This window comes from Mesorhizobium sp. W016, from assembly GCF_054719485.1.
On record NZ_JBTTIF010000002.1, the window covers coordinates 4,604,786 to 4,628,362 of the forward strand.

20 protein-coding genes are annotated in these 23,577 nt (G+C 64.0%); 14 read left to right on the plus strand and 6 right to left on the minus strand.

Annotated elements, in window-relative coordinates; translation table 11 throughout:
* The first annotated feature begins 138 nt into the window (after positions 1-138).
* Entirely contained in the window at positions 139-591 is a 453-nt protein-coding gene (locus ACYG9V_RS22865; RefSeq protein WP_023681737.1) for an Lrp/AsnC family transcriptional regulator, read from the plus strand.
* 1 nt (position 592) lies between these two features.
* Here the strand turns inward: ACYG9V_RS22865 and ACYG9V_RS22870 are convergent, their stop codons facing one another.
* Entirely contained in the window at positions 593-1,792 is a 1,200-nt protein-coding gene (locus tag ACYG9V_RS22870) for a cytochrome-c peroxidase (protein WP_023823053.1), read from the minus strand.
* Positions 1,793-1,796: 4 nt separating this feature from the next.
* Entirely contained in the window at positions 1,797-2,240 is a 444-nt protein-coding gene (locus ACYG9V_RS22875) for a FixH family protein (protein WP_352459139.1), read from the minus strand.
* A 154-nt stretch (positions 2,241-2,394) separates the two neighbouring features.
* On the opposite strand from ACYG9V_RS22875, the gene ACYG9V_RS22880 reads away from it, so the two are divergent.
* The gene (locus ACYG9V_RS22880; RefSeq protein ID WP_023696484.1) at positions 2,395-3,315 is read left to right on the plus strand and encodes a sugar kinase; all 921 of its coding nucleotides are present in this window, start codon (positions 2,395-2,397) and stop codon (positions 3,313-3,315) included.
* A gap of 4 nt (positions 3,316-3,319) precedes the next feature.
* On the opposite strand, the gene ACYG9V_RS22885 is transcribed toward ACYG9V_RS22880, so the two are convergent.
* The 3 genes from ACYG9V_RS22885 to ACYG9V_RS22895 all read right to left on the minus strand — a co-directional run bounded on the left by ACYG9V_RS22885 (position 3,320) and on the right by ACYG9V_RS22895 (position 7,198).
* Positions 3,320-4,345, minus strand: a complete 1,026-nt coding sequence (locus ACYG9V_RS22885) for an aldose epimerase family protein (RefSeq protein WP_023681740.1) — start codon at positions 4,343-4,345, stop codon at positions 3,320-3,322.
* Between the two features lie 193 nt (positions 4,346-4,538).
* Complete coding sequence (locus ACYG9V_RS22890) at positions 4,539-5,996, minus strand: NAD-dependent succinate-semialdehyde dehydrogenase (RefSeq protein WP_023670445.1); 1,458 nt, start codon at positions 5,994-5,996, stop codon at positions 4,539-4,541.
* A gap of 251 nt (positions 5,997-6,247) precedes the next feature.
* Positions 6,248-7,198: an AEC family transporter gene (locus ACYG9V_RS22895; protein WP_023681741.1), complete on the minus strand. Its 951-nt coding sequence runs from the start codon at positions 7,196-7,198 to the stop codon at positions 6,248-6,250.
* A gap of 145 nt (positions 7,199-7,343) precedes the next feature.
* Here ACYG9V_RS22895 and ACYG9V_RS22900 point away from each other — a divergent pair, with 145 nt between their 5' ends.
* The 7 genes from ACYG9V_RS22900 (at position 7,344) to ACYG9V_RS22930 (ending at position 16,170) form a co-directional block, all read left to right on the plus strand.
* The gene (locus ACYG9V_RS22900) at positions 7,344-10,394 is read left to right on the plus strand and encodes a caspase domain-containing protein (protein ID WP_352763531.1); all 3,051 of its coding nucleotides are present in this window, start codon (positions 7,344-7,346) and stop codon (positions 10,392-10,394) included.
* Positions 10,395-10,493: 99 nt separating this feature from the next.
* Positions 10,494-11,042 (plus strand): histidine phosphatase family protein, encoded by a 549-nt coding sequence (locus ACYG9V_RS22905; protein ID WP_023670442.1) that lies wholly within the window; start codon positions 10,494-10,496, stop codon positions 11,040-11,042.
* Between the two features lie 209 nt (positions 11,043-11,251).
* The gene (locus ACYG9V_RS22910) at positions 11,252-11,533 is read left to right on the plus strand and encodes an acyl carrier protein (protein ID WP_010909964.1); all 282 of its coding nucleotides are present in this window, start codon (positions 11,252-11,254) and stop codon (positions 11,531-11,533) included.
* 55 nt (positions 11,534-11,588) lie between these two features.
* Complete coding sequence (locus tag ACYG9V_RS22915; protein ID WP_023744738.1) at positions 11,589-12,779, plus strand: beta-ketoacyl-ACP synthase; 1,191 nt, start codon at positions 11,589-11,591, stop codon at positions 12,777-12,779.
* A 42-nt stretch (positions 12,780-12,821) separates the two neighbouring features.
* On the plus strand, positions 12,822-14,093 hold the full coding sequence (locus ACYG9V_RS22920; RefSeq protein WP_023744737.1) for a beta-ketoacyl-ACP synthase: 1,272 nt from the start codon (positions 12,822-12,824) through the stop codon (positions 14,091-14,093).
* Between the two features lie 36 nt (positions 14,094-14,129).
* On the plus strand, positions 14,130-15,158 hold the full coding sequence (locus ACYG9V_RS22925) for a zinc-binding dehydrogenase (RefSeq protein ID WP_023815478.1): 1,029 nt from the start codon (positions 14,130-14,132) through the stop codon (positions 15,156-15,158).
* Positions 15,159-15,162: 4 nt separating this feature from the next.
* Complete coding sequence (locus ACYG9V_RS22930; RefSeq protein ID WP_352763529.1) at positions 15,163-16,170, plus strand: lipid A biosynthesis lauroyl acyltransferase; 1,008 nt, start codon at positions 15,163-15,165, stop codon at positions 16,168-16,170.
* Positions 16,171-16,183: 13 nt separating this feature from the next.
* Here the strand turns inward: ACYG9V_RS22930 and ACYG9V_RS22935 are convergent, their stop codons facing one another.
* Positions 16,184-16,615 (minus strand): L,D-transpeptidase, encoded by a 432-nt coding sequence (locus ACYG9V_RS22935; protein WP_023681747.1) that lies wholly within the window; start codon positions 16,613-16,615, stop codon positions 16,184-16,186.
* A 222-nt stretch (positions 16,616-16,837) separates the two neighbouring features.
* On the opposite strand from ACYG9V_RS22935, the gene ACYG9V_RS22940 reads away from it, so the two are divergent.
* The 5 genes from ACYG9V_RS22940 to ACYG9V_RS22960 all read left to right on the plus strand — a co-directional run bounded on the left by ACYG9V_RS22940 (position 16,838) and on the right by ACYG9V_RS22960 (position 23,473).
* On the plus strand, positions 16,838-18,118 hold the full coding sequence (locus tag ACYG9V_RS22940; protein ID WP_023706064.1) for an acetylornithine deacetylase/succinyl-diaminopimelate desuccinylase family protein: 1,281 nt from the start codon (positions 16,838-16,840) through the stop codon (positions 18,116-18,118).
* Between the two features lie 121 nt (positions 18,119-18,239).
* A complete protein-coding gene (locus ACYG9V_RS22945) occupies positions 18,240-19,715 on the plus strand; it encodes an ABC transporter substrate-binding protein (protein WP_352763527.1) in 1,476 nt (491 codons plus the stop codon).
* A 325-nt stretch (positions 19,716-20,040) separates the two neighbouring features.
* Positions 20,041-20,988: an ABC transporter permease gene (locus ACYG9V_RS22950; protein WP_023710755.1), complete on the plus strand. Its 948-nt coding sequence runs from the start codon at positions 20,041-20,043 to the stop codon at positions 20,986-20,988.
* Complete coding sequence (locus tag ACYG9V_RS22955) at positions 20,985-21,854, plus strand: ABC transporter permease (protein ID WP_023706066.1); 870 nt, start codon at positions 20,985-20,987, stop codon at positions 21,852-21,854. Before ACYG9V_RS22950 ends, ACYG9V_RS22955 begins: the two co-directional genes overlap by 4 nt.
* On the plus strand, positions 21,851-23,473 hold the full coding sequence (locus ACYG9V_RS22960) for an ABC transporter ATP-binding protein (RefSeq protein WP_023829382.1): 1,623 nt from the start codon (positions 21,851-21,853) through the stop codon (positions 23,471-23,473). The genes ACYG9V_RS22955 and ACYG9V_RS22960 overlap by 4 nt, the downstream gene beginning before the upstream one ends.
* Positions 23,474-23,577: the final 104 nt, after the last annotated feature.

Consider the following 23,577-nt stretch of genomic DNA (forward strand, 5'->3'; position numbering starts at 1 on the left):
GAGCGGGCCGGCGGTCGCCGGACCGAATGGCGCAAGCTAGCACAGAGCCGCATTTTCGGCCGGTCCAAAGAAATCGACATGGCAGTCCGGATGATCTATCATTGCGGCTCAATTGTTATCAGATGGGCTGTGATATCCGTGACAGAAGACCAATTGGACCGCATCGACAGAAACATCCTGTCGGCGCTGGCGCGCGACGGGCGGCTGTCCATGTCGGAACTGGCCGGCAAGGTCGGCCTGTCGAAGACGCCGGTGCAGGCGCGGGTGAAGCGCCTGGAGAAGGACGGCTATATCAGGGGCTATCAGGCGATCATCGATCGCGAGCGCATGGGCGAAGGCCATGTCGCCTTCGTCCAGGTCAAACTGTCGGACACGCGCTCGGCCGCGCTCGATGCTTTCAACCGTGCGGTGCAGGCCGTGCCGGAGATCGAGCAGTGCCACATGATGGCGTCGAGCTTCGATTATCTCCTGAAAGTCCGTACCACCGACATCGCCGCCTATCGCCGCGTGCTCGGCGAGCGCATCTCGGCACTGCCGCATGTTGCGCAGACCTCGACCTTCGTGGCCATGGAGACGGTGAAGGATCGCTAGCTCACTCCGACAGCGTCTTCAAAAACGCCACCAGCGCCGCGCGTTCGCGGTCCGACAGTTGCAACGGGTGCACTTCGGAGGTGCCTTCAACGGCCGCCTCCGCCTTCGCGTAGTGCGCCACCACCTCCTCCAGCGTGGAGAACTGTCCGGCATGCATATAGGGCGGCCGTGTCGCCGCGCCCCGCAGCGACGGCGTCTTGTAGGCACGCATCAGTTCGGGTGCTGCCTTGACGATGAAGCGCAGTTCTCCGCAGGCGCCGGCGTCGCCATCGCGGAAGGCGCCGAAGCAGTTGAATGGGTCGGCCTGAACCTGGGCCACCGCATCGAAACGGCCGCGATCCAATGGCAAATCCCTGACCGGCCGCACGCCGGTGTTGTGGAAAGCGTTGTCGGTGAAGCGCGGGCCGTTATGGCAGGTGACGCAATTGGCCTTGCCGATGAACAGTTTCAGCCCGAGCATCTCCTCCTGCGAAAAGGCATCGTCGGCTTTCGGCTTGGCGCCTGACGCAAGATCGATGGCAAAGCGGTCAAAGCGCGTCTGTGCCGGTTCGATCGACCGTTCGAAGGCGGCGATCGCCTTGCCGATGTTGGAAAAGACGCGGTTGACGTCGTCCATTTGGGCCGCGGTCATTGCCTTCCATGCCGCCTGCTCGGCCTCATTGCCGAGCGGGCTGGCGTTGGCCGGCACGGCGGAAAGATCCGGCAGTGGCCCGAAGATGCGCTCATAGCGCTCGCCGAACCGCTTCTGGATATAATGCGCGAAGGCCGCGCGGTTCCCCGCCTGCTCAAGCCGGTTTTCCAGCGGCGTCAGCGCCTGCGCCCACAGGCTGTCGCGCCGTCCATCCCAGAAGAACCACGGATTGCGGGCAATGCCGGCCAGCGGCATCGAGCGCCTGTTGGTTCGGCCAACGCCGACGGATTGCGGCAGGTCATCCTGGAACTGCCGGTCGATCTTGTGGCAGGTCGAGCAGGATACGTTCCCGTCACGGCTCATCCCCTGGTCGAAGAACAGAGTGGAGCCCAGGGCGGCGGCGGCCGGCACGTCGGCGAAGCGGTTGGTGGTGTCGGGTTTGAGCGCCGGCAAGGTGTTCAGCGCCAGCGAAGCGATGGTCTTCTTCTCGGCATCGGAAAAGTCCGGCTTGCCGCAGCCGGCAACGAGCAAAACCGCAGCCAAGGCCAGAAGGCGCAACAGGCGGTTCATCCGCTCACAGCACCACGTTGAAGACGACCGTGTCGGAACCGGCCGCCGCCGAAATGGCGAACCGCAACTGCCACACGCCGCTCATGGTGAATTTCAGCCCCTCGATCCGGTAGCGTCCCTCGCCAAGATAGTCGGTCGCCTGCGGACTGGTCGGCAAGCCGTGATTGTGCTGCGGCATGCCGCCGGACACCGAGATCGCCGCACCTTCCACGGAATCGCCCTTGACCGTCTTCAGGGTCAGCAACCAGGATTGCAGTTCGCCTTGCCGGATAACGCCGCGTTCCGGCTGAATGGTGGCGACAAACAAGCCGTTCGCTGTCTTCTTCGAGCGCGAAACATCGGGGCTCGGCGCCGACTGCGGCGCGGTCAGATAGACGATCGCCAATATGCCAGCCAGCAAGGCGGCCAGACCAACGCCCGCAAGAAGATAACGCCATATCGATGCCAAACCGGTTCCTCTTCTGGGCATAACGTCTCGCGAAGCAATTCGCGTCCCGCCGCTTCTGTGGGAAAACGCTTCTGGCGCAAAAAACCGCCGCCGCCAAGCATGGCGCTGCCGGCCGCAAAAAGCTACAGCAGCGAACTGATCCGGAGACAGATACATGGCAGCAGACGGCGTCGCTTCGATCGGTGAATGCATGCTCGAGCTGTCCGGCCAGGCCGGGCCGAACTGGCGCATGGGCTTTGCCGGCGACACGTTCAACACGTTGTGGGCGCTGCATGCGCTGAGCGGCGAGCGGCCGGCGACCTATGTCTCGGCCTTCGGCGACGATCCCTTCTCGCAGGGCCAGATTTCGTTCTTCGCCGAAAACGGCATCGGCATCGGCGCCAGCCCGGTCATCCCAGGCGCGCGGCCCGGCCTCTACGCCATCACCTTGACCGGCGCCGAACGCGCCTTCACCTACTGGCGCAGCGACGCGGCGGCCAGGCGGCTCGCCTCGGACCCGGCCGCCTTGGCAAAAAGCCTTGAAAACCAGGCTCTTGTGTATTTTTCCGGAATCACTTTGGCAATTCTGGATGCCGCCGCGCGCAAGACGTTGCTGGCGGAAGTGTCCAAGGCGCGGGCTGCCGGTTCGCTCGTCGCCTTCGACCCCAACTACCGGCCGCGCCTGTGGCAGAGCCGCGAGGAGGCGCAAGCCGCGATCCTCGACGCGCTTGCCGTCACCGACATCGCGCTGCCGACCTTTCCCGACGAGCAGATGCTGTTTGGCGACACGGCATCGCAAGCGACCGCCGAGCGGTTCGGAAAACTGGTCGGCGAAGTCGTCGTCAAGAATGGCGAGGAACCCGCGCTGATCGCCACTGGCGGAGCCCTGCAGCCGGTTCCGGCCCAGCATGTCGCCACCCCGGTCGACACCACCGGCGCCGGCGATTCCTTCAATGGCGGCTATCTCGCCGCCCGGCTTGCCGGCCATGCCCCGGCGGATGCCGTGCAGCGCGCGCATCGCGTCGCCGCCGCTGTCGTGCAGGTGCGAGGCGCGCTGGCGCCGTTCGAGGTTCTAAGAACCGCTTTCGAGGGCTAAGACCTTAGGGAAGCCTGAAACGATATTCCGTCACCTGATGATAGATCTGGCCCGGCCACAGCGTGGCCTGCGGGAAATAGGGCCGGTTCGGCGCGTCGGGCCAGGTCTGCGCTTCCAGGCAAAAGCCGGAAAACGCCTTGTAGCGCCGTCCGTCCAGGCCGCCCGAGGTCGGCGCGACATACTGGCCGGTGTAAAGCTGCAGGCCCGGCTCGGTGGTCCAGACTTCCATCTCGACGCCGGAATTGGCGCCTTGCGCCCACGCCACCTGGTGAAGCGGGCCCCGGGCTGACGCCAGGCAGAAATTGACGTCGTAGGGAAGCTGCTCGCCTTCCGTTTCCATGCGCAGCGGCCGCGCCTGGCGGAAGTCGAAGGGCGTGCCGTCGACAGGTTTGACGACGCCGGTCGGGATCATCTCGCCATCGACAGGCGTATAGGCGCCGGCGTTCAGCATCAGCCGGTGGTCGAGAATGTCGCCAGCGCCGCCATCGTCGAGATTGAAATAGGAATGCTGCGCCAGATTGCACAGCGTCGGCTCCTCGCAAGTGGCGGTCAGTTCCATCGAGAGCGTGCCGGGGATCTTCAGCCGGTAGGTGCAGGTGACGTCGAGCGCGCCGGGAAAGCCCATCGTGCCCTCGGGATCGTGCAGGGTCAGCGTGACAAAATCCCGGCCGTGCAGCGAAACCGTCCACGGCCGGTGGAAGAAGCCCTCCGAGCCGCCATGCAGCGTGTGCTTGCCGAGGAAATTGCGCTCAGTCTGGTAGCGCTGGCCGGCAATGGTGAAGCGGCCGTCGCGGATGCGGTTGGCATAGCGGCCGACGACCGCGCCGAAGAAGGCCCGGTCGGTCTCGTAAGGTTCGAAGCGGTCGTAGCCCAGCACCAGCGGCGCGTCGTGACCGGCGAGCCGCAGATCCTGGATGATTGCGCCGAGCCCGATGATGTTGGCGCTGACGCCGCCGCCCCGGATGGTGAAACGGCGAACGGGTTCGCCTGCCTGCGTCGTGCCGAAGACTTCGCCGTCCTTCATCGCTATGTCCAAATGCTAATTCGTCGATCTATCGACTTAGAGCAATTCCAGGAAAAGTGTGAAACGGTTTTCCGTCCGGAATTGCAAAAAACAAAGAACTGGAGCGGTTCGGCGTTTCCGTGAAACGCTGAACCGCTCCAGTCCGGCTGAATGTCGTCTGGCAAGGGCCGGCCCGCGGCCTGCCCTGCCCGTCAATGATTTAGAGGCCGAGACCCCCGATGCAGACATATTTGGTGTCGAGATAGTCCTCGATGCCCTGATGTCCGCCTTCCTTGCCGAGGCCCGATTCCTTGACGCCGCCGAACGGCGCTTCCGGCGTGGTGATCAGGCCTTCATTGACGCCGACCATGCCGTATTTCAGGCCTTCCATGACCCGGAAGGCGCGGCCGAGATCGCCGGTGTAGAAATAGGCGGCCAGGCCGAACTCGGTGTCGTTGGCAAGCGCAATGGCTTCCTCTTCGGTCTCGAACTTGAACACCGGGGCGATCGGGCCAAAAATCTCTTCCTTCATGAAGCGCATGTCAGGCTTCGCATCGGCGATGACGGTCGGCTGGAAGAATGAGCCGCCAAGCGCGTGGCGCTTGCCGCCGGCAACGACCTTGCCACCCTTCGACGTGGCGTCGGCGATGAATTCCTCGACCTTCTCGACCGCCTTCACGTCGATCAGCGGTCCCTGCTGCACGCCCTCTTCCAGGCCCGAGCCAACTTTCAGCGCATTGCTGGCAGCGGCCAGCTTCTCGACAAACTTGTCGTAGATGCCGGCCTGCACCAGGAAGCGGTTGGTGCACACGCAGGTCTGGCCTGAATTGCGGTATTTGGCGGTGATGGCGCCGGCGACGGCGCGATCGAGGTCGGCATCGTCGAAGACCAGGAACGGCGCATTGCCGCCGAGTTCCATCGAGACCTTCTTGACGGTGACGGACGACTTCTGAATCAGCAGCTTGCCGATCTCGGTCGAGCCGGTGAAGGTGATCTTCGACACCAGCGGATTGGCGCAGATCTCGTCGCCGATTTCGCCGGCAGCACCCGTCAGGATGTTGATGACGCCCTTTGGGAAGCCGACTTCCTCGGCGAGCGCGCCCCATGCAAGGCCGGAATACGGCGTCTGCGAGGCCGGCTTGACCACGGCGGTGCAGCCGGCGGCAAGCGCGGGGCCAAGCTTGCGGGCAAGCATCGAGGAGGGGAAATTCCACGGCGTGATGGCGGCAATGACGCCGACCGGCTCCTTGGTCACCAGGATGCGGCGATCGCCCCATGGCGATGGCACGACATCGCCATAGGTGCGGCGGCCTTCCTCGGCAAACCACATGATGTAGGCGGCAGCCGAACCGATCTCGCCCTTGGATTCGGCGAGCGACTTGCCCTGCTCGATGGTGAGCAGTTCGGCCAGCACATCCTGATTATCCATCATCGCGTCATGCAGCTTGCGCAACAGCTTCGAGCGCTCCAGCGCGGTCGTCTTGCGCCAGGTCTTGAAGGCTTCGCTTGCGGCTTCGATGGCGCGGCGGGTTTCCGCCTTGCCCGACTTCGGCACGGTGCCGATCTTGAGACCGGTGGCCGGGTTGTTGACGTCGACCGTTTGGCCGCTGTCGGCCTGCACCCATTCGCCATTGATGAGATTGGCCTGGCGCATGAAATGGCTGGTTTTCTGCAGCATGGTCTAGCCTCCGTTCGGCGCACTGACGGGCCGGTTTCCTGGATCTCTTGAACGAGCGTGCACAATGGCGGCGGAGCCGACACGCTGAAGCCACTGCTCTTTACCTAGGGCAAGCCCGGCAAGCAATTGCAAGATGGCATATAGGCTTTGGGCCAGCCCAACGCCAGAGAAAATTCACATGTAAATTAGTTTGGGCCGCAGCCTTGCCAAAGACCAGCCTTGCCAAAGACCAGCCTTACAGAAGACCAAGCCTACCCAAAGACATGCACCACCACCGTCAGCCAAAAGGCGGTTGTAACAACCGCGCTTGCTGTGGCGATGGTCATCTGGTTCGACGCCAGCGCCTGGCCGGTGTTGAACTGCACGGCGATGAGATAGGAATTGATGCCGGACGGCAGCGCCGCCACCACGACCGCCACTTTGGCCGTCAAGGGCGGCAGGCCAAACAGCCAGACCAGGCCGAGCACCAGCGCCGGCATCAGGAACAGTTTCAGCGTCGACAGCGCCAGCGCCGGTCGGATGTTACCGGAAATGCCGAAACGGCGCAGGCTGAGCCCCATGGCGAACAGCGCCACCGGCCCGGCGGTGTTAGCCAGCGCATCGGCCAGTCGCATGGCAAGGTTCGGCAGCGGCGCGCCGGTGAGGCGCCATGCCAGCCCGGCCAGGATGCCGATGATCAACGGATTGGTGAACAGTCTTCTCAGAAAGCTCTGGATGATGCGCAGCGGGTGTACGGGCTCGCTGCCGCCGCGGCCAAATATCTCGAACATGATGATCGAAGCCATCATCATGGTCGGCAGATGCACGGAAACGAGCAGCGACAGCACTTCGAATCCGCTGGACCCGAATACGCCGAGAACGAAGGGAATGCCCAGCAACACCACATTCGAGAAGGATGACGACACTCCACCGACGATGCCGGTGCGCGCGTCCCGCCCGAAGATCCGTGTCGTCACCAGATGGCCGGCGGCCCATGTCATTGCAACTGCCGCGAAATAAGCACCCCACAGCGACCAGGGCGCCACGCCGTGGAAATCCGAATTCACCATCGTCCGAAACAGCAGCAGCGGCATCGCCACGTTGATGGCGAATTCGGAGATGCCGTCCCCGCTGGCCGGTTTCAGATAGCCGGTGAGCCCGGTGACATAGCCGAGCGCGACGAGGCTGAAGACGAAAAGAACGGTTTCGGTAAGCGGAGACATTTTTCAGGGATAGGCGAGCCCGGATTCCAGTGCAATCGCCATGATCTTCAGAAACCGCTCCTCGATCCGCCCGGCGCCTGAATTTGATCATGGTCGGGTGGCAGCGCTATACAGGCTTGGGATCATCAGGGCGGACACACAGCGAATGGTTGCGACGCCGAAACAGCGTCATTTCAGACAGGGGTGGCTGGTCAGACAAGTGTGGCTGGTCAGACAGGGGTGGCTGGCGGCTTTCGTCGCTATACTGCTTTGCCTTGGCGTATCTGTGGCCCTGGCCGCCGAGACCAAAAGTCTCAAGGGCGTGGCGCTGATCATCGGCCAGTCGAAATACGAACACATCGCAGCCCTGGTCAATCCGGCCAACGACGCCCGCGCCATGGCCAAGATGCTGACCGATCTCGGCTTCGACGCCCGCAACGTCACCGATCGCGATGCCGCCAAGCTGAAGCGCGATCTCGATCGGTTTGTCGAGGACGCCGAAGGCGCCGACGTAGCCTTCATCTATTATTCCGGCCACGGCATCGAGGCGGGCGGCGAGAACTATCTGGTGCCGGTCGACGCCGACGTCTCGTCGCTGAAAAATGCCGGTGAGGCGCTGGTGCCGATTTCAGCCGTCATGGACGAGCTGAAAAGGACCGTGCCGGTGACGATCGTGCTGCTTGACGCCTGCCGCACCAACCCGTTTCCGCCGGACGCGGTCGTGCGCCGCGGGCCGACGGCTTCCGCCGAGCCTGTCGGCGCCGGCGGGCTGGAACCGGTGCGCGGCGCAAAAGCCCTCGCCGATGCCTCATTGGATGATGCCAGCCTGGGAACCGTGGTCGGCTTCGCCGCCGAGCCGGGCCGACCCGCACTTGATGGCGCCGCCGGCGAAAACAGCCCCTACGCCGCCGCCCTGCTGCGCCACCTCACGGCGATGAAAGGCACCGAGTTCGGCTCGGTCATGCGCATGGTTACCGAGGAAGTCTATCTCGACACCAAGGCAAAGCAGCGCCCCTGGGTCAGCGAGAGCCTGCGTCGCCTGCTCTATTTCGGCGTCGCGCCGCCGGAACCGACCGGCGACGACGGGCTGATCACCGGTGAGCGGCGGCAATTGCTGCTGACCATTTCCGACCTGCCCGATCCCAAACGGGCTCAAGTGGAGTTGGCTTCTCTGCAGGACGGCGTGCCCCTTGACGCGCTCTACGGCGTGCTCAAGGCGCTCGGCACGGAAAAGATCCCTGAGGATCCGAACGACCTGCAGAAGGTGCTGGACAGCCAGGCCGAGCGTCTGAAGAAGATGATGGCCGAGCGCGCCGCATTACGCACCGACGATCCCGAGATCAGTCGCCTGGTCGCATCCGCCGACAAGGCCATAGGCCAGGGCGCCATGGTGACGGCGCGCAAATTCCTCGACGACGCGGTCGGCCGGATCGAGGAAAACAGCGGTGCGGTCGACGAGGCCGAGGACCTGCTCCGGCAAAAGCGCATCGCCGACGCCGCCATCTATGCCAAACGCGCCGACGCCGCCGCGCTGGTCTTCGACTACAAATCCGCCGCCAACGACTATGCCAAGGCGTATTCGCTGGTCGAGAAGTGGGACGAAAAGCTGCGCTGGAACTACAAGAACCAGGAGGCCGAGGCGTTGAACGCTCATGGCTACGCCACCGGCGACCTCGATGCGCTGCAGCACTCCATCGAGGCCTATCGCACCATCTTGAACTTCATCCCCAACGGCGAACAGAATCGCGACTGGGCAATCACCCGCAACAACATGGCGGTGGTGCTGCAGACCATTGGAGAGCGCGAAACCGAGACTGCGCATCTCGAAGAAGCAGCGGTGATTTTCCGCGATTCGCTGGTGGTGTTCGAGCGCGAGAAGGACGACCGCAACTGGGCCGCGGCGCAGAACAACCTGGCCAACGTGCTTCTGAAGATCGGCGAACGCGAGAGCGACCCGAAGCGTCTCAATGAAGCGGTGGCGGCGACGCGCGCCACCCTTGAGAAGCGTCCGCGCGACAAGCTGCCGTTGGACTGGGCCGGTTCGCAGAACAATCTAGGCCTCGCGCTCTATGCACTCTCCGAGCGTGAGCCTGCCGGCGAGCATCTCACCCAGGCCGAAGCAGCCTACCGGCTGGCGCTTGAGGAATACACACGCGAGAAAGCACCCGTGGAATGGGCGATGGTCGAGAACAATCTCGGCAACACGCTTGTAACGCTTGGCATCCAGCTCAACGACAAGGCGAAGATCAACGAGGCGGCCGACGCGTTTCGCGCCGCGCTGGAAGTGCGAACCCGCGAAACTTTCCCGGTGTCCTGGGCGACCAGCCGCCTCAACCTGGGCAATGCGCTGAGCGGTATCGCCCGCTTCGATATGGGCACGGCTACGCTCGAAGAAGCTGCTGCTGCCTATGACGACGCTCTGACGGTGTTTACCCGCAAGCGCTTCCCGATGGACTGGGCGTCAGCCCAGAACAATCTCGGCTCGATCTATCAGACGCTGGGCCAGCGCACGCGTGATGCGGCCAAGCTGGAACAGTCGGCGGCAGCCTTCCAGGCGGCACGGCAGGTCTATGTCAGGCGGAAGTTCCCGCAGGACTGGGCGATGAGCTACTACAATCTCGGCAACACGCTGCAGCTTCTCGGCGGCGTCACCGACAAACCCGAGCATTACAGCGAGGCGGTCGACGCCTACGGCAATGCGTTGCGCGAGTACAAGCGCGAGACGAACCCGCGGCAATGGGCAATGGCCCAGGCCGGCCTGGGCTCGACGCTGCACTGGTTGAGCATGAGCAATGGCGATGCCAAGACCCTGCAGGATTCGATTGCGGCGCGGCGGGCAGCGCTCGAAATACTCACCATCGAGGCCGCGCCGGTCGACTGGGCCAACGCTCAAAATGGCATCGGTATGAGCCTGCTCAATCTCGGCAATCTCCAGCGGACCGACAAATATCTCAACGACGCCGAAGCGGCGTTCACGGCGGCGCTGAAGGTGTTTACGCGCGAAAGTCAGCCGCTGCAGTGGGCCTTCGAGCAGAACAATATCGGCGACGTCCACTGGAACCGCGCCAGCTATGGCGCGGGCAAGCCGGAATATCTCAAGGCGATCGAATTCTTCGAGAACGCCAAGCAGGGCTTCACCGAAGCCGGCTACACGATCCCTATCCCGCTCACCGATCAGAAGATCGAGCTGGCGAAGAAGCAAATGGCGAAAATGTGAAGCGAACCGAGGGTTCGCCTTTCGCTTGTCTTTGTGCCGGCTTTCCGATCCCTATATCAGAATGACCGGAGCCGGCATCCGGCTCCCGGAAAGGTTTCGATGATTCGATTTGTGCTGTCGCTGTTCCTGCTTGCTGTTCCCGCCGTCGCCCACGCGACCGACGCCGGCTGGGCGCTGCTGCGTGACGGCGGCCATGTCGTGCTGCTTCGCCACGCACTGGTCACCGGCACCACCGACCCCGCCAATTTCGTCATCGACAACTGTGCCACCCAGGTCAATCTATCGGCGCGCGGCAAGCAGCAGGCGAGCAAGATCGGCGCGCTGTTCGGCGCCCGCGCCGCCCCCATCGAGCGGGTGCTGTCCAGCCGCTATTGCCGCTGCCTCGACACTGCCCGCATCGCCTTCGAAGCGGAGCCGGAGCTTTTTGCGCCGCTCGACCTCCTGAGGAGCGATCCGACCGAGAAGGCCGCGCAGCTCGACGCGGTGATGAAGGAAATCCGCGCCTACACCGGTTCCGACAATCTGGTCATGGTCACGCATCTCGAAAACATCGTCGCGCTGACCGGCGTCTCGCCGCGCGAGGGCGAAGCGGTGGTGGTCGAGCCGCAGGGCGATGGCTTGCGCGTGCTCGGCCGCGTCACGTTCTGAGAGAGCCAGTGGTCAAGCTCCGTGAAAACTTAGCTGACGTAACGTCAACTGGAAGGGCCACCGGCTTGTCGGGCGGCCCTTCTTGTCTTCACGGGAGGGCCATCCCATCTGCGCCCCGCGCATCAGGCCTTTTCCTGCCGGGAAAAACCGATTAGACAGCGCCCAAACCAGATGCGGACAGATTCCGCCCGCAACCGAAGGAAGAGCCCTTGTCCACCACGTTCGACAAAGTCGCCAAGATCATTGCCGACACCAGCGAGATCGATATCGACACCATCACTCCCGAGAGCCACACGATCGACGATCTCGGCATCGACAGTCTCGATTTCCTCGATATCGTCTTTGCCATCGACAAGGAATTCGGCATCAAGGTGCCGCTGGAAAAGTGGACCCAGGAAGTCAATGACGGCAAGGCTTCGACCGACGATTACTTCGTCATGAAGAACCTGTGCGCCAAGATCGACGCGCTGGTCGCCGCCAAGACCGCCTGATATCGGCTGGCGCGCGGCCTTGACGGGCTGCGCCGCCTGACCCACAAAGCCGCTCATGAGCAGCCCTCGCGACGTCGTCATCACCGGTATCGGCCTTGTCTCCTCGCTGGGAGAGGGTCCGGATACCCACTGGCAGAAGCTGGCGCAGCCCGGCCTGCAGCCGGTGCTCGAATCCGCGCGCTTTGCGCCCTACACCGTGCATCCACTGCCGGAGATCGACTGGAACCTGCAGATCGCCAAGCGAGGCGACCAGCGGCAGATGGAAACATGGCAGCGGCTCGGCACCTATGCGGCCGGCATGGCGCTGGACGACGCCGGCATCAAGGGCAATGACGAGCTCTGCACGACCATGGACATGGTTGTCGCTGCCGGCGGCGGCGAGCGAGACGAGGCGGTCGATGCCGCCATCCTCGCCGCGTCCGAGAGCCGCAACGACCGCGACGTGCTGCTCAACGAGAAACTGACCACCGAATTGCGGCCGACGCTTTTCCTGGCCCAGCTCTCCAATCTGCTCGCCGGCAACATCTCCATCGTCCACAAGGTGACGGGATCGTCGAGGACCTTCATGGGCGAGGAAGGTGCCGGCGTCGCCGCCGTCGAGACCGCCGCCGCGCGCATCCGCTCCGGACAGTCGACGCACATACTGGTCGGCGGCGCCTTCCAGACCGAACATTCCGACATGCTGCTCGGTTATGAGCTGGCCGGTTATCTGCATCGCGGCCCATGGAAGCCGGTCTGGCAGAGACAGGGCGCCGAGGGCGGCGGCCTGGTCTCCGGCTCCGGTGGCGCCTTCCTGGTGCTGGAGCAGCGCGAACACGCGCAAAGGCGTGGGCGGAAAATCTATGCCGAGCTCGGACCGGTCGTCTCAGGCCGCGCCCGGCGCTCGCGCGGCGAGCTTGACGCCGAGATCGCGACACTGCTCAAACAGGCAACTCTCCCCAGCGGCAAGCTGCTTGCCCTGTCGGGCGCATCCGGGGCGCATACCGCAACGTCAGCCGAAAAGTCAGCGCTGGATGCCAATCCGGCGATATCGGCGCGCGGCTTCGCGACGCTGACCGGGCATATGAAGGAAGCGCAGTTTCCATTCGCGGTCGCCCTCGCCGCCCTGGCCGTCGACCGCAAGGCCGCCTACCCCGTTTTCGACGCCGCGGCCGAGAAGCCGTTCGAAGGCATTCCCGAAACCGTGCTCGCAACGGCGATCGGCTATCACCAATTCGAGGGCATGGCGCTGGTCAACGCTGCTTGAAGCAGCGCTGCGCGATCATGCTGCAAAGTTAAGAGGTTCCGGATGGCCAATCTCAGAGATCACATGGGCAGGCCGATCGTCGCCGTCACCGGCATCGGCGTGGTAACCTCGCTCGGCATCGGCAAGGCCGATAACTGGGCGGCACTGACCTCCGGCAAATCGGGCATCCACCCGATCACCCGCTTTCCCGTCGACCACCTCAACACCCGCATCTCCGGCATGGTCGATTTCCTCGACTCAAGCTCGAAAGGCGCCAGCCTGCTGACCTACGAACTGGCCGAAACCGCAGCGAAGGAGGCGGTGGCCGAATCCGGCCTCGATTCCTCTGACTTCGGTGGCCCGCTCTTCCTCGCCTCGCCGCCGGTCGAGCTCGACTGGCAGGATCGCTTCGCGCTCTACAATTCCGACGGCCAAGGCGCCGGCGCCGAAAGGCTGCTCAGGGTGGCGCGCGGGCTGAAGGAAACAGATACGTTCGCAAGCACGCAGTTCGGCGCGATCGCCGACCGGCTGGCCGACCGCTTTGGCACGCGCGGCCTGCCGATCACGCTGTCGACGGCCTGCGCTTCGGGCGCCACCGCCATCCAGCTCGGCGTCGAAGCGATCCGCCGCGGCGAATGCGACCGGGCGCTGTCCATCGGCGCCGACGGTTCGGCAACCGCCGAGGCGCTGATCCGCTTTTCGTTGCTCTCGGCGCTGTCGACCCACAATGACATCCCTGAAAAGGCGTCAAAACCCTTCTCCAAGGACCGCGACGGCTTTGTGCTGGCCGAAGGCTCCGGCGCTCTGGTGCTGGAATCGCTTGAGGCAGCCCTTGCTCGGGGCGCCAGCGTTCTCGGCATCCTGCGCGGCTGCGGTGAAAAGGCCGACGATTTCCATCGCACCCGTTCCAAGCCCGACGGTTCGCCGGCGATCGCAGCAGTCCGCGCCGCCCTTGCCGATGCCGGCTTGAGCAAGGACGAGATCGACTACGTCAACGCTCACGGCACCTCGACACCGGAAAACGACAAGATGGAGCATCTGTCGCTGTCGACCGTGTTCGGCGATCGCATCGGCTCGATGCCGGTCTCGTCCAACAAGTCGATGATCGGCCACACGCTGTCGGCGGCCGGCGCCGTCGAAGCGGCGTTTTCGCTGATGACCATGCGCGAAAGCGTCATTCCGCCGACCATCAACTACGACAATCCCGACCCGGCAATCGTGCTCGACGTGGTGCCCAACAAGAAGCGCAATGCCGAAGTCGGCACCGTGCTCTCGAACTCGTTCGGCTTCGGCGGCCAGAACACTTGCCTTGTCATGGCGCGGGAACCGGTCTAAGCGACCTTTTTCAGCCAGACTGAACTGACAGGCCCCATGCGCGCACTGCAACTTATCGAGGACCGCCGTCTTGAAACGGTGGACCTGCCGCCCCCGCCGCCCCCCGCATTGGGCGAAGTCACGCTGCGCATCAAGGCGGTGGCGCTGAACCATATCGACGTCTGGGGCTGGCGTGGCATGGCCTTTGCCAAGCGTAAGCTGCCGCTGGTCGTCGGCGCCGAAGCCTCCGGCGAGGTCGAAGCTGTCGGCCCCGGCGTCTCCAGCCTGCTGCCCGGACAATTGCTGTCGATCTACGGCGCGCGCACCTGCGGCCTTTGCCGCGCCTGCCGCGAAGGCCGCGACAATCTCTGCGAACATGTCTCGGGCGTCCACGGCTTCCATCTCGACGGCTTTGCCCAGGAGAAGATCAACCTGCCGGCGCGCCTGCTGGTCCCTGCTCCTCCCGGCGTGACCGATGTCGGCGCTGCCGTCGCCCCCGTCACCTTCGGCACCGTAGAGCACATGCTGTTCGACAATGCCAAGCTGCAGCCCGGCGAAACCATCCTCATCCATGCCGGCGGCTCCGGCATCGGCTCGGCGGCGATCCAGCTGGCCAAGCGCATGGGTTGCACCATCATCACCACGGTCGGTTCCAACGACAAGATCGACAAGGCCAAGGCGCTCGGCGCCGACCATGTCATCAACTACCGCGACGATCGTTTCGAAGGCGTCGTGCGCAAGCTCACCAGGAAGAAGGGCGTCGACGTCGTCTTCGAACATGTCGGCGCCGACACCTTTGCCGCCTCGATGCTTTGCCTCAAGCGCGGCGGCCGCCTCGTCACCTGCGGCTCGACCTCGGGCGTGTCGACGCAGATCAATCTGATGCAGCTGTTCCAGCAGCAGCTGAAGCTGCTCGGGTCCTTCGGCTGCCGCATGGAGAACATGGCTAACGCCATGCAGAAGATGGCGGCGGGACAGGTCGCACCTGTCATCGACACCGAGGTCGGCTTCGACGGCATCGACGCCGCGTTGAAGCGCATGGAAGGCCGCGACGTGTTCGGCAAGATCATCCTGCGCGTTTCCTAGGACAATGGCCGGCTCGGTGTTCAAGAAAGCCCGCCGGGACTTCATGTTCCGCTATGGCCGAAGACTGCGCCAGATGGAGCACTGGCTGGTGGCGCGCGTGGCGATGACGATCATCTCGCTGCTGCGCCTTTTGCCCGCCGACAGCGCGCTCAATTTTGCCGACCGCGCCGCACGCCGCATCGGTCCGCGCGTCGGGCGCCACCGTGTCGCCATCAACAATCTGCGCCTTGCCTATCCCGAAAAGAGCGATGTCGAGATCGAGGCCATCGCCTCCGACATGTGGGGCAACATGGCCCGGCTCGCCGCCGAATACATCTTTCTTGACGCCCTCTTCGACTATGATCCGAACGCAGCGACGCCCGGCCGCGTCGAAGTCGGTGGCGCCGATCATTTCCATCAGATAGCTGGCGAGGACAAACCGCATATCCTGTTCACCGGCCATCTCGGCAATTTTGAATTGCTGCCGGTGGCTGCCGCGACGTTCGGCATGAAGATCACGGCGCTGTTTCGTCCGCCGAACAATCCCTACCTCGCCGATTATATCCATTCGACGCGGCGTTCGAGCATGGGCGCCTTGCTGCCGTCTTCGACCGGCGCCTCCTTCGCGTTGGCGTCGATTCTGGAGAAAGGCGGCAATATCGGCGTTTTGGTCGACCAGAAATTCTCCAGCGGACTGGAGACGATCTTCTTTAATCGCCCATGCCAGAGCAATCCGGTTCTGGGCATGCTCGCCCGTCACTATGATTGCGACGTCTATCCGGCGCGATGTGTGCGGCTGCCAGGCAACCGCTTCCGCCTCGAGATCGAGGACAAGCTGACCTTGCCGCGCAATGAAAGCGGCAGCGTCGATGTCGCGGCCACCACCCAACTGCTCGCCGACGTGGTCGAGCGCTGGGTGCGCGAAGATCCGGGACAGTGGATGTGGTTCCACAAAAGGTGGGAAATCTCAGGCCGGCGTCGCCGCCGGCGCGGACAGGCCAACGCCACCGGCCAGGGGCAGCGTCAATCTTAAGTCGTCGAAAGCCTCAGTTCGTCACAACGATCCGCGTATTGCCGAAGCCGACTTCGCGCACCATCGCATAGAACATCGCGGCATTGGCGGTGTGCAGCCGCACGCAGCCATGCGATGCCGGACGCCCTAGCTGCCTGACCGCGCCGGTGCCGTGGATGGCGTAGCCGCCATGGAAGAACACCGAGTAAGGCATTGGCGACATGTGGTATTTCTTCGAATACCACATCCGCGCCGTGCGTTGCGGCCGATAGGTGCCGCGCGGCGTGAAATAGCCACTGCGGGCGGTCGACACGCTCCAGCGATAAAGCACCTGGCCGTATTGGCTGACGGTCATGGTCTGCGACGAGACGTCGATGCTGGCCACCAGCGAGGCAGCCCTGCTTTCGATGGACGTGCCGAACAGCATCGCCGCAAAAGCAGCTGCCATGAGAACGATTTTAGTCATGAGATCAAACCCCTTTGATGCCCCTTGCCTGCCCTGTCATCACGCGGTTTTTCATCTTTTTAACGACAGGTGAGTGATCTAACACACACTCCTTGATAAATTCGCCAATCTAAAGCAGCGAATTTGAACGATTTTCCGCCATAGTTGCCGCTGCGACACGAAGTTTCGGCGCCAGTGGCGCGATGCTTGCAAAACCACCCCCTTGCCTGCTCAAATCCGGGAATGAACAAACGACTCTTCAAAGCGATAGACGCCCGTGTTGATGACCTGGTCGCACTGACCGCCGACCTGATCCGCTTCCCGACCATCAACCCGCCTGGCGAAGCCTATCGCCCCTGCGCCGAATATATCGGTGCGCGCCTAGGCAGGCTTGGCTTCGAAACCGAATTCATCCGCGCCGAAGGCACGCCCGGCGACACCGACCGCTATCCCCGCGTCAATGTCGTCGCCCGCTTCGACGGCCGCTCGCCTGGAGCCTGTGTCCATTTCAACTCGCACATCGATGTGGTCGAAGCCGGCGAAGGCTGGAGCGTCGATCCCTTTGCCGGGGTGGTGAAGGACGGCAAGGTCTACGGCCGCGGCGCCTGCGACATGAAAGGGGGCATGGCCGCCTCGATCATCGCGGCGGAAGCCTTCATGGAGGTATTCCCCGACTTTCCCGGCGCCATCGAAATTTCGGGCACGGTCGATGAGGAGTCCGGCGGCTTCGGCGGCGTCGCCCATCTGGCGAAGCTTGGCTATTTCTCGAAACCCAAGGTCGACCACGTCATCATCCCGGAGCCGCTGAACAAGGACCGCATCTGTCTTGGCCATCGCGGCGTCTGGTGGGCGGAGATCGAGACCAAGGGCGAGATCGCGCATGGCTCGATGCCGTTCCTCGGCGACAATGCGGTGCGCCACATGGGCGCCGTGCTGCAGGCCTTCGAGGATGAACTGTTTCCGGCACTCGACCGCAAGGTGACGCGCATGCCTGTCGTGCCCCAAGGCGCAAAGCGCTCGACCATGAACATCAACTCGATCCATGGCGGCCAGACCGAGGATTTCCGCCCCGGCCTGCCCTCACCCAACGTGCCCGACGCCTGCCGGCTGACCATCGACCGCCGCTTCCTGCTCGAGGAGGACCTTGCCACGGTCAAGAGCGAGGTGACCGATATCCTCGACCGGCTGAAGCGCGAGCGCAAAAAGTTCGACTACGAGATTCGCGACCTGATGGAGGTGCTGCCGCTGATGACCGAGCGCGACGCGCCGGTGGTCAAGGCGGTGGCGCAAGGCATCATGGCGATCTTCGACCGTGAGCCGGATTATGTCATTTCACCAGGCACTTACGACCAGAAGCACATCGCCCGCATCGGCCACATCTATGATTGCATCGCCTATGGCCCGGGCATTTTGGACCTCGCCCACCGGCCCGACGAATGGGTCGGTATCTCTGATATGGTGGAGTCGGCCAAGGTGATGGCGATCGGGCTGAATGTGCTGCTTAGGGGCACGGCCGCGGACTGAACCATCGACTTCGCTGAAAAAACATTCCTCCCCGCGCCGCTGCGGAGCACGAAACGCAATTTACTCCACCTCGAAATCACGCTTCTATCGCACCAGGGTTCGAGCATTTGGGAGTTGCACGATGAAATTGTGGAAAACCATTCTTGCCGCCGCGGTGCTGGCACTGGCCGGCAGTCAGGCATTTGCCGCACGCACCGACCTGGTGATCGGCATTACGCTCGAGCCGCCACATCTCGATCCGACCGCCGGTGCTGCCGCGGCGATCGACGAAGTGCTCTACGCCAACGTCTTCGAGGGCCTGACCCGCATCGGTCCGAATGGCGAAGTGCTGCCCGACCTTGCCGAGAGCTGGGCCATTTCCGACGATGGCAAGGTCTACACCTTCAAGCTGCACACCGGCGTCAAATTCCATGACGGCAGCGATTTCGACGCCGGCGACGTGAAGTTCTCGCTCGACCGCGCCCGCGCCGACAATTCGGTTAACGCGCAAAAAGCCCTGTTCGCCTCCATCGATACGGTCGAAGTCGTCGATCCGACGACGGTCAAGGTGACGCTGAAGAACCCGCAGGGGTCGTTCCTCTACAATCTGGGCTGGGGCGACGCGGTGATTGTGGCGCCCGAGAGCGCCGACACCAACAAGGAAAAGCCCATCGGCACCGGCCCGTTCAAATTCCAGAGCTGGGCCAAGGGCTCGTCGATCACGCTGGTGAAATCGGACACTTACTGGGGCGCCCCGGTGTTCCTCGACAAGGCCGAGTTCCGCATCGCTCCCGACGCCGCCGCCGCCGTGCCGGCGCTGCTCTCCGGCGACATCCAGGCTTTCCCTTTCTTCGATCCCGACAGCGTCGCGCAGGTCAAGGACGATCCGCGCTTCAAGGTGGTGATCGGCTCGACCGAGGGCGAGACCATTCTGGCGATCAACAACAAGAAGCCGCCTTTCGACAAGCTCGAGGTGCGGCAGGCAATTGCCTTCGCGCTCGACCGCAAGGCGATCATCGACGGCGCCTCGGCCGGCCTCGGCGTGCCGATCGGCTCGCACATGTCGCCGGCCAGCAAGGCCTATGTCGACCTCACCGGCCTCTATCCGCACAATGTCGACAAGGCCAAGGAACTGCTGAAGCAGGCCGGCCTGGAGAACGGCTTCAAGGCGATGCTGAAACTGCCGCCGCCTTCCTATGCGCGGCTTGGCGGCGAGATCATCGCTTCGCAGCTGCGCGATGTCGGCATCGACCTGGAAATCATTCCGGTCGAATGGGCGCAGTGGCTGGACCAGGTGTTCACCAAGAAGGATTACGACCTGACCATCGTCTCCCACACCGAGCCCAACGACATCGATATCTACTCGCGCAAGGACTACTACTTCAACTACGACAACCCCGCCTTCGACAAGATCATCGCCGAGCTGAACCTCACCTCCGACGACGCCAAGCGCAACACGCTGCTCGGCGAAGCACAGAAGATCCTGGCCGACGACGCCGTGGTCGGCTTCCTCTATGAACTGCCGAAGGTCGGCGTCTGGGACGCCAAGCTGCAGGGCCTGTGGGAGAATGCGCCGATCCAGGCGAATGATCTGACCAAGGTGAAGTGGACGGATTGAGGCGGCGGGCCAAAGGGCGGCGTTTGCGCTCCGTCACACCCCCCTCTGCCCTGCCGGGCATCTCCCCCGCAAGGGGGGAGATCGGGCTCTCATCTCCGCTTTCGCCTATCGCGAACGTTGAACGCTGGTCGACGACACAGAACCTGCTGATCTCCCCCCTTGCGGGGGGTGAGGAGTGGTCCGCGCAGCGGACGGAAAGCCAACTGCTTGGCTTTCCGAACAACGAACGCCCGAAGCGACAGCGAAGGGCCGGGTCCGGCAGGACAGAGGGGGGTGGGGGGGAACTCGACTTTCAAGGCGCAGCCGCACCGGGCGCCCCTCCACCATGACCGCCTACCTCCTCAAACGCCTCGCCATCGCCATCGCAACCTTGATCCTGGCCTCGATGGTCGTCTTCGCCGTGCTAGAAATCCTGCCCGGCGATCCGGCGCGGCTGATGCTTGGCCTCAACGCCAGCGCCGAGCAGGTCGAACTCCTGCGCAACCAGATGGGCCTCAACGCGCCGCTTCTCCTGCGCTACCTCCACTGGGTCGGCGGTCTGCTCAGCCTCGATTTCGGCCGCTCCTACACTTATTCAGTGCCGGTCATCGACCTTGTCCGCGAGCGCATGGCGGTTTCCCTGCCGCTGGCGCTGATCGCGCTGGCGCTGTCCACCATCATTGCCATCCCGGTCGGGCTCTATTCCGCCAGCCGGCGCGGGCGGGCCGGCGATACGATCGCCATGGGCGCCGCCCAGCTCGGCGTTGCCATCCCGAACTTCTGGTTCGCGCTGATGCTGATCTACCTCTTTGCCGTCTGGCTGCGGCTGGTGCCGGCCGGCGGCTTTCCCGGCTGGAGCGCCGGCGCCTGGCCGGCGCTGAAATCGCTGCTGCTGCCGGCCATCGCCCTCGCTCTGCCGCAGGCGGCGATCCTGGCGCGCGTTGCCCGCTCGGCGCTGATCGAGGTGCTGAACGAGGACTATATCCGCACCGCCCGCGCCAAGGGCCTGCCTTACCGCGCCGTGCTATGGCGGCACGCGCTGCGCAACGCGATGATCCCGGTTCTGACCATTCTGGGCCTGCAATTCGCCTTCCTGCTCGCCGGCACCATCATCATCGAGAACGTCTTTTATCTCCCCGGCCTCGGACGGCTGGTGTTCCAGGCGATCACTCAGCGCGACCTGATCGTGGTGGAAAGCATCGTCATGCTGCTGGTCGTCGCCGTCATTGCGGTCAACCTCGTCGTCGACGTCTCCTACGCCATCGTCGATCCGCGCCTTCGAGGCCGGCAATGACGCTGCACATCGACATCCCGCAGGAGACGTTGGGCAGCATTCTGGCCAAGGCCTTCCGCAACCGCTCCTTCCTCATCGGCTTCGCCATCACGGTGCTGGTGGCTGCAATAGCGGTCATCTCCTACGTCTGGACGCCCTACGACGTGACCAAACTGGTGATCTCGGACAAGACGCTGGCGCCCTCTGCGGCGCACTGGTTCGGCACCGATCATTTCGGCCGCGACATCCTGTCGATGATCATGGTCGGCGCCCGCAACTCGATTGCCGTGGCGCTGGTCGCGGTCGGCATCGGCATGGGCGTCGGCGTGCCGCTCGGCGCCTTCGCCGCGGCGCGCGGCGGGTTGGTCGACGAGGCGCTGATGCGGCTGACCGACCTCGTCTTCGCCTTCCCGGCGCTGCTGTCGGCGATCATGATCACCGCCATCTTCGGACCGGGCGCAATCAACGCCATCATCGCCATCGGCATCTTCAACATCCCGGTGTTTGCGCGCGTCGCCCGCGCCGGCGCGCTGGCGATCTGGCCGCGCGAATTCATCCTCGCCGCCCGCGCCGCCGGCAAGAGCAAAGCGCAGATTACAACCGAGCACGTGCTGCCCAACATCGCCACGCTGCTTCTGGTGCAAGGCACCATCCAGTTCGCGCTTGGCATTTTGGCCGAAGCCGGCCTCTCCTATGTCGGCCTCGGCGCCCAGCCGCCAATGCCGAGCTGGGGCCGCATGCTGTTCGACGCTCAGACGCGCATGGTGGTGGCGCCTTGGATGGCCATCTTCCCCGGCATGGCCATCGTCGTCACGGTGCTTGGGCTCAATCTGCTCGGCGACGGCATCGCCGACATACTCGACCCGAAATCGCGGCGGCAGCGATGAGCCTGCTGCAGATGGAGAACCTGTCGCTGGCCATCGGCGACACGCCGATCCTGAAAGGGGTCGACCTCTCCGTCGCGCCCGGCGAGGTGATGGGGCTGGTCGGCGAATCCGGCTCGGGCAAATCGATGACGGCGCTGACCATCATGCAGCTTCTGCCGCATGCTGCGCGCGCCACCGGCCGCGTGACCTTCGACGGCATCGATATTCTGGCCGCAACCGAGGACCAGATGTGCGCGCTGCGCGGCGACGACATCGGCATGGTGTTCCAGGAGCCGATGACGGCGCTCAACCCCGTCAAGACCATCGGCGAGCAGGTCGCCGAAGGCATACGCTGGCACACTAGGGCAAGCCGTGCCGACGCCGAAGACCGCGCGCGCAAAATGCTCGACCGCGTCGGCCTGCCCGAGGCCAAATTCCCGCTGTCGCGCTATCCGCACGAATTGTCGGGCGGCCAGCGCCAGCGCGTCGTCATCGCCATTGCCTGCGCATTGAAACCCAAGCTGCTCATCGCCGACGAGCCGACCACGGCGCTCGACGTGGTGCTGCAGGCGCAGATCCTCGACCTCTTGCGCGGCCTTGTCAGCGAAAACCGCATGGGCCTGCTTCTGATCTCGCACGATCTCGCCGTCGTCACCGAAATGGCCGACCGCATCACCATCCTGCGTCATGGCGAGGTGATGGAAGCCGGCGACACCGCACGCACGCTATCGGAACAGCTGCATCCCTACACGCGCCAGCTGGCGCTGGCCTCCATGCACGTGCCCGCGCGCGCCAAGGTTCACGCCACCGGCCAGGGCAAACCGCTGCTTGAGGTCGAAGGCGTGACACGGGACTATCCGGGCCGGCGCACCTCCCTGTTCAAGTCAGCGGCTCCAATCCGCGCCGTCGACGACGTGTCCTTGTCGCTGGCGCCGGGCCAATCGGTGGCGCTGGTCGGCCGCTCCGGCTGCGGCAAGTCAACGCTTGCCCGCATGATCCTGGCGCTCGACAAATCGACATCGGGAACGATCCGCTTTCGCGGCGAGACCATCACCGGCAAAAGCGAGGCGGAGCTCAAAGCCGCGCGGCGCGACATGCAGGTGGTGTTCCAGGATCCCTACGGCTCTTTCGACCCGCGCAAGAAGGTCGAGAAACTGGTCGCCGAGCCGCTGCATGTACTGGAAAAGAAGCCGACACCGGCCGAGCGGCGCGAGATGGTGGCGCATGCGCTGCACGAGGTCGGCCTCGGCGTCAGCGACATGGACAAATATCCGCATGAGTTTTCCGGCGGCCAGCGCCAGCGCCTGTCGATCGCCCGCGCCATTATCACCAGGCCGAAGCTGGTCGTCGCCGACGAGCCGGTCTCGGCGCTCGACGTCTCGATCCGCGCCCAGATCCTCGATCTGTTCGCAGAGCTCAACCAGAAGCTCGGCATCGCCTATCTCTTCATCACTCACGATTTGACCGTCGCCCGCGCCATCACCGATGAGGTGCTGGTCATGCATGACGGCAGGATCGTCGAGCGCGGCAAGACCGGCGACGTGCTCGATCATCCGCAGTCGGAGGCGGCCAGGGCGCTGGTCGCGGCTGCGCCCGATCTGCATCGGGCGATCGCTCACCGTATGCAGGAACAGGGGTGAGTGACCGGTTCGCGCAGCGAATTCATCGTGCCAGTGGCACGATGAAAGGTCACGAACGCTGGGACGCTGCGAAGCAGCGGGGACCCGGCCGGGCGGCCGTTGCC